This is a genomic window from Microbulbifer epialgicus (assembly GCF_041447265.1).
Taxonomy (GTDB): Bacteria; Pseudomonadota; Gammaproteobacteria; order Pseudomonadales; family Cellvibrionaceae; genus Microbulbifer; species Microbulbifer epialgicus.
The window spans coordinates 1-5055 of record NZ_JBGMEK010000150.1; the positions used below are offsets into that span (position 1 = coordinate 1).

Consider the following 5055-nt stretch of genomic DNA (forward strand, 5'->3'; position numbering starts at 1 on the left):
AAGACCATTCAGTTGGGTTAAGGCTCTTCGCTGGAGAATTCGTTGATATGCGGGGTAGAGCAGGGTCGCTAAGCGAGCCACATCTTGCATAGTCCATACGTTATTATTTCCAGGGTATATTTATAGTGATTCAAGAATATAACTATATTCTCTTACGAATAAGGGTAATTGTCGTTGACAGAGTTCAAACTGTTACACTTTAGGCTTAAATTTCCATTACACATGATTACATTTCGAGGTAAGGCTAGACTCGCTCGCAATTGTTAGCTCAGGCCAGCTTCTTTGGGCGACTTTTACATCCTCACGGTTCAGCTGCTTCCAGATCTTGCGAGCACCATAGACGCGAAGGTTTTCTTCGTAGACCCGCTGGATATCAGGCTTCAGCTCATCGTCACGTTGAGCACGCACACAGCGTTGCTCTGGATTGGGTTCTGTCGCAAACTTTCCGTATGGCTGAAACGTATCTATGGCCTCGACACAGTTATCCTGCGAGTGCCATAAATTGGCGATAGACTGGGATGCCTTCCTGCCCCAGCTGTCCTTTTCGGATCATGTGAGCAGTCTCAATCCCATCGAGAGTGGCAGTCGCTGAATGGAAGGCCTTAAAGCCCATCATAGGCTTAGTTATGCGTTTGATAAACCGGTGGTCCTGTTCAACGATATTGTTGAGATATTTGACCTGCAGAGTATCAATGAATGATAGCCAGAATCCCATCAGGAACAGGTAGATATTGATGTTGGTCAGGCCCGCCAGATTGGCTCCGCATTTCTCTATGACTACCTTCTCTGGCAGCCCATTGATGCCTATGGATTGCTCAAAGAAACGTGTTGCTGCGGCTTCATCTCGGATCTCTGAGAGCATGAAATCAACAGTTTCACTGGATTTATCGACTGCCCGATACAGATATACCCACTTGCCCTTAACTTTGATATAGGTCTCGTTAATACGCCAGGAGGCACTTACCTAGCTCTTCTTCTTTCTGGCCTCTGCGGCAATTTGCGAGGCGTATTTACAACCCATCGGTTGAGGGTGGCGTGATCAACAGTAACCCCACGTTCCTGCATAATCTCTTCCGGATCACGATAGGAAACTGCATAGCGGACATAGAAGAATACGGCATACAGAATCATATCTTTCGGGTAGTGGGTTCCTTTAAAGTTGATCAACGATACAGACCTAAAACTGCAGATTCAGACCCAGTGCTTATAATTGAGATACAGGGGTGCCCGCAAGACCGACGAACTTTGCAACAGAACCCCTGAAGATCCAAAAACGAAATTAAATTTAAAGGGTAAAATCACAATAAAAACATCAACTAAGGTAATATTTTCCGATCAATTTACCCGGAAACAGTCAAAGACCCGATTTTGATGTTCATCAGTAATCGAAGTCTAAGTTGATTGATCTAGCTTCTCAATTGATATAGATAAACGAAATTATTTTTTAATGATTTTATTATTGGTTGTCGGTTCATTGTTGTGGAATATCATTCCCTTGTAGTGTCATGATATCCACACCCATGAATTATTAAAAGTTACTATTTTTAAATAGTGGCGTAAGTTAATGGTATAATTTTAGAGGTAGCCGTTAACATCCCAGATTTTTCGCTGCAGGTCTGAATTTAATAGAATTTTCATAATAGCAGTATGACCTTGACCACCGATAACAATAACCTTGGTTCCGGGTTGGGCTACTTTCTGTATATTTGCATACATGCGGAAATTTCTATGCCACCAACTTGAATTGCCCTCAGCACCTAAGTAGATGTTTCCTGCTTTTATATCATTGATCCTAATGGACAGATTCATATTTTTTTTGTCGTACTCGACATCATTAGTGAGTTTTAAAAGCTCCCTTAGTGAGAGGTATTTTTGCTCTTCATCGGTATTCTTTTTGTACTCTTTTAAAAATTTGGTGTGCTCTTTATATCTGTCAGGGTCAGCAGCTTCGATATACGCTCTAGTGGTCCATTGCCTATTATGGATTTGCTGGTCGTCATAACAAATTATATTGGGAAGTTCAGCAGCTTTAGCTATTCGAAATCCAAGCTGTTCTGTTTCATTGCTGCTCAGCTCATGCTTCCCATCTATATAATTTTTATATTTCACATTAATTAAATCTTGTTCACTTGGCTCACACTCTGCTAATAAGTGGGTTGGTTTTTGCTTGCCAAGTTCACTGGTAAGTGTTTTAAGATATCTCTGGCTCTCATTATTTAGTACGTTAATCTGACTTGATTTAATAAGGTCTAGCCCAGGATTGCTGAAATGGAATACTCCAAACATCATGACCTTTGCTGGCATCTTTACTTCTAGTGGCTCTTCTGGACTTTCTTGAGCTGAGATAGAGCTGGAAATTGCTAAAGCAATTAATATAGATAAGTTCGCTGTAATTTTTTTCAAGTAAAAACCCGTCATTGATTATATATAGCCTGTTATTAAGCTTTGGCCTTTAAGCCAAATTCTCTCTTGGAAATCTTATAGTAATAGATGTATGAAATTTTTACAAACTTAATCTTAGAGATTGATTTCAAGATTCTATTAATTAATATATAGGTGAATCACCGTCTGTGGCGACGAGACTTGACAGTGCTCTGCCATTCCGACGCTCAGAATAAAAAATATGGTCTTCATGAATCAGCAAATTTTTAAAGTGGGTCATATACGAGATTGGTGACGCCAAGCTAGCGTGAAGCATTATTGTAGGTACCACGTGGTATTTGTACCTAATTATCGGAAGAAAGTACTATTTGCAATATTGAGACGGGAGATCGGAGCGATATTTCGAGACTTATGCCGTAAAAAGGGTATTGAGTTGGTCGAAGAGTACACAATGAGGGGGGGGGTTACTGCGTTAGCTCAGTGGGACTCAATGAGTAGATAGTACGAGAGCACATAAAGTATCAAGAGGCTAAAGAGCGCCATCAAGAGCCGATGTAGCTGGCAGGATTGTAACTATTCCCCTTCTGTAGGTTTTTACCATATCACCGACTATGCGGGTGGTTACTGGTTAATCAAAGATGGAGGGCGCAAGATCTCAGCCATAGAAAAGAAGTATTAAGCTTGTTTTAAAATTTTCTTTCTTTAGCGTTTTTTTGTCAGTGACATTACAATTCAGATGTGTGTATTTTTTACTAGTTAATATATTGAGTTCGCATGTTTGTTCAACGCGGAACTAATCTAGATATGTTTATACTCTGAAAACATAATTCTACGGATTCCACCTAATGTCTATTGTTATCAATACTGCGGAAACCATTGATACAAAATCGTTATTCGATCGCTATCATATCAGCTGGGAAAGTAGAAATTCGGGAATGATCGCCTGCCTTCATTCTACCAACACTGTTTTCCATATCCATGACGATTCAGGACCTATCATTAGTAGAGACGTGTGTAGTGGCGATTCTCTCGAAAGATTCAGTCGAAAAGAAATGGCCGCAGGCAGAAATTAATGCAGCCCTGGCAAGAGAACTAGCGGGAAAACAAAAAATATTACCTCTAATTGTTGGAGACCCAGATCTATCAAAGGTAAGCTTCTTGGAACAAAAGCTTTATCTTAATTGGGATAGTAATGGAAAGCATATAGCCGAAGAAATACATAAAATGCTACAAATTCCAGAGCCTCTTGAATTCTCCTGAGGGAAGGTTAATTTGTAGTAGTTCAGATATGATCTGACAGTTACCGGTTTTTCAGAAGGTGCTCTATCAGGTCAAGTCTGAACTACTACACATAAAATACCTCAATTATATTTAAGCAACTTTGGGCACCACTGTGATCAAGATACCACCTTCTGCAGCCTCAGTCAGGTCTTCATAACAGCCATGGCCACTCAGATTTGAAACCTTAAGACAGTGCCAAAAATACACCAACAACAATAAACAGTTCTACAAGGCGAGGGGGTAGATCATCAATATTTAGTGAGCCAAGCTCAGTGCTAGCATTGAGCGATAGAGTTCGATTTTAATGGTCAGCGTGTTTGTCTGACTTACACAAACTCCCTCAGCAATAGCTGTCCATAACTCAGCGTGCCTTAGCTGCAATTAATGGAGCCTATAAACCGAATAGAAGAAGATGATTGCGAGGGTTTCAAAACATGTCTATCAAATCTTTGTCTATATTAACGCCATGGGCTACGTGAGGCTTACAGTGAACGAGCATAAGAGACTTTTCCTAACCCATTGGTCACATTCGCTCAGCCGACCTTATAATCCTTGCTCTTCTGATTGAGAGTATCACCCCCTTCTCTAAGTCACAGCTTCATTCCTATCGGAGTAGAAGTAGGAAATTGCCGTTTTATGAACTCTTCCTGTGGCCAACCGAGATGAAAAGCGGTCCCCACTCCGCGTGAATGAGCTTCAATACAGGTTGAGTCATCAGATAGTGTCCTTTTCCTACACCAGAGTCGCCAGATGCTATCAATCTAAGAGTCACTTAATGGTGTGATAGACACGTAACTTATTGATTTTACAGTGATTTCAAAGTCTCTAAATGACGGTATTCACAGCGCCTATGAGTCACAGCATTAAGTGACTCAAATCACACCATCTGGTGACTTTGAGAATATTTCTTGTTTGCCGAGCTGAGCGTAAAGAAATATATGAAGGAAGGTTTATAGATACGAATAGCGAGGTTTCGCTCTTGCGGAATCTTCCCCAACAGACGGTAGGAATGGAATTACTACAAAAAAGTCACTCACAGGAAGTGATGTATTGAAGCGGGCATAATGCCCGCTTTTTTTATGCGCCATTAGCAGAGTCTCATCAAAATATTTAACAGACTTCAGGGCACCTCTAAAAATTGCGTTTTCCTGAATTTTATCGCCCTGAAGCTCCCATGAATCAGTGCTGACGGATGCCAGTAATTTATAAAGGAGCCTACATGTGAATCATGTACTTCGGCGGAAGTTACCTCGTATTCACGTATCAGTTTTTGCTTGTTATCTATGCAAACGTGATCCTTATATCCGTAGTATCTCTCGTTGTTTTTCTTGGTCCAACGGGCATCAAGATCTTTCTGCCGCTTGACGTTTGGATCTTGCTCAATTCGCTTTG

At 40.8% G+C, this 5055-nt stretch carries 4 protein-coding genes and 2 pseudogenes; 2 read left to right on the top strand and 4 right to left on the bottom strand.

All coding sequences use genetic code 11. The features are described from left to right. Window positions 1-282: 282 nt before the first annotated feature. The 3 genes and pseudogenes from ACCI49_RS23445 to ACCI49_RS23455 all read right to left on the bottom strand — a co-directional run. Window positions 283-414: pseudogene (locus tag ACCI49_RS23445) on the bottom strand (IS3 family transposase); the annotation flags it as partial. A gap of 67 nt (window positions 415-481) precedes the next feature. Next, window positions 482-1167 (bottom strand): annotated as a pseudogene (locus tag ACCI49_RS23450) (IS6 family transposase). A gap of 408 nt (window positions 1168-1575) precedes the next feature. Then, entirely contained in the window at window positions 1576-2403 is an 828-nt protein-coding gene (locus ACCI49_RS23455) for a DUF5694 domain-containing protein (RefSeq protein WP_371841668.1), read from the bottom strand. A 286-nt stretch (window positions 2404-2689) separates the two neighbouring features. Between ACCI49_RS23455 and ACCI49_RS23460 the strand changes: the two genes are divergently transcribed. After that, complete coding sequence (locus tag ACCI49_RS23460; RefSeq protein WP_371841669.1) at window positions 2690-2884, top strand: transposase; 195 nt, start codon at window positions 2690-2692, stop codon at window positions 2882-2884. Between the two features lie 515 nt (window positions 2885-3399). Continuing rightward, window positions 3400-3642: a TIR domain-containing protein gene (locus ACCI49_RS23465; protein ID WP_371841671.1), complete on the top strand. Its 243-nt coding sequence runs from the start codon at window positions 3400-3402 to the stop codon at window positions 3640-3642. Window positions 3643-4783: 1141 nt separating this feature from the next. Here ACCI49_RS23465 and ACCI49_RS23470 read toward each other — a convergent pair. Next, a partial coding sequence (locus ACCI49_RS23470) for a transposase (protein WP_371841672.1) occupies window positions 4784-5055 on the bottom strand: 272 nt, incomplete at its 5' end.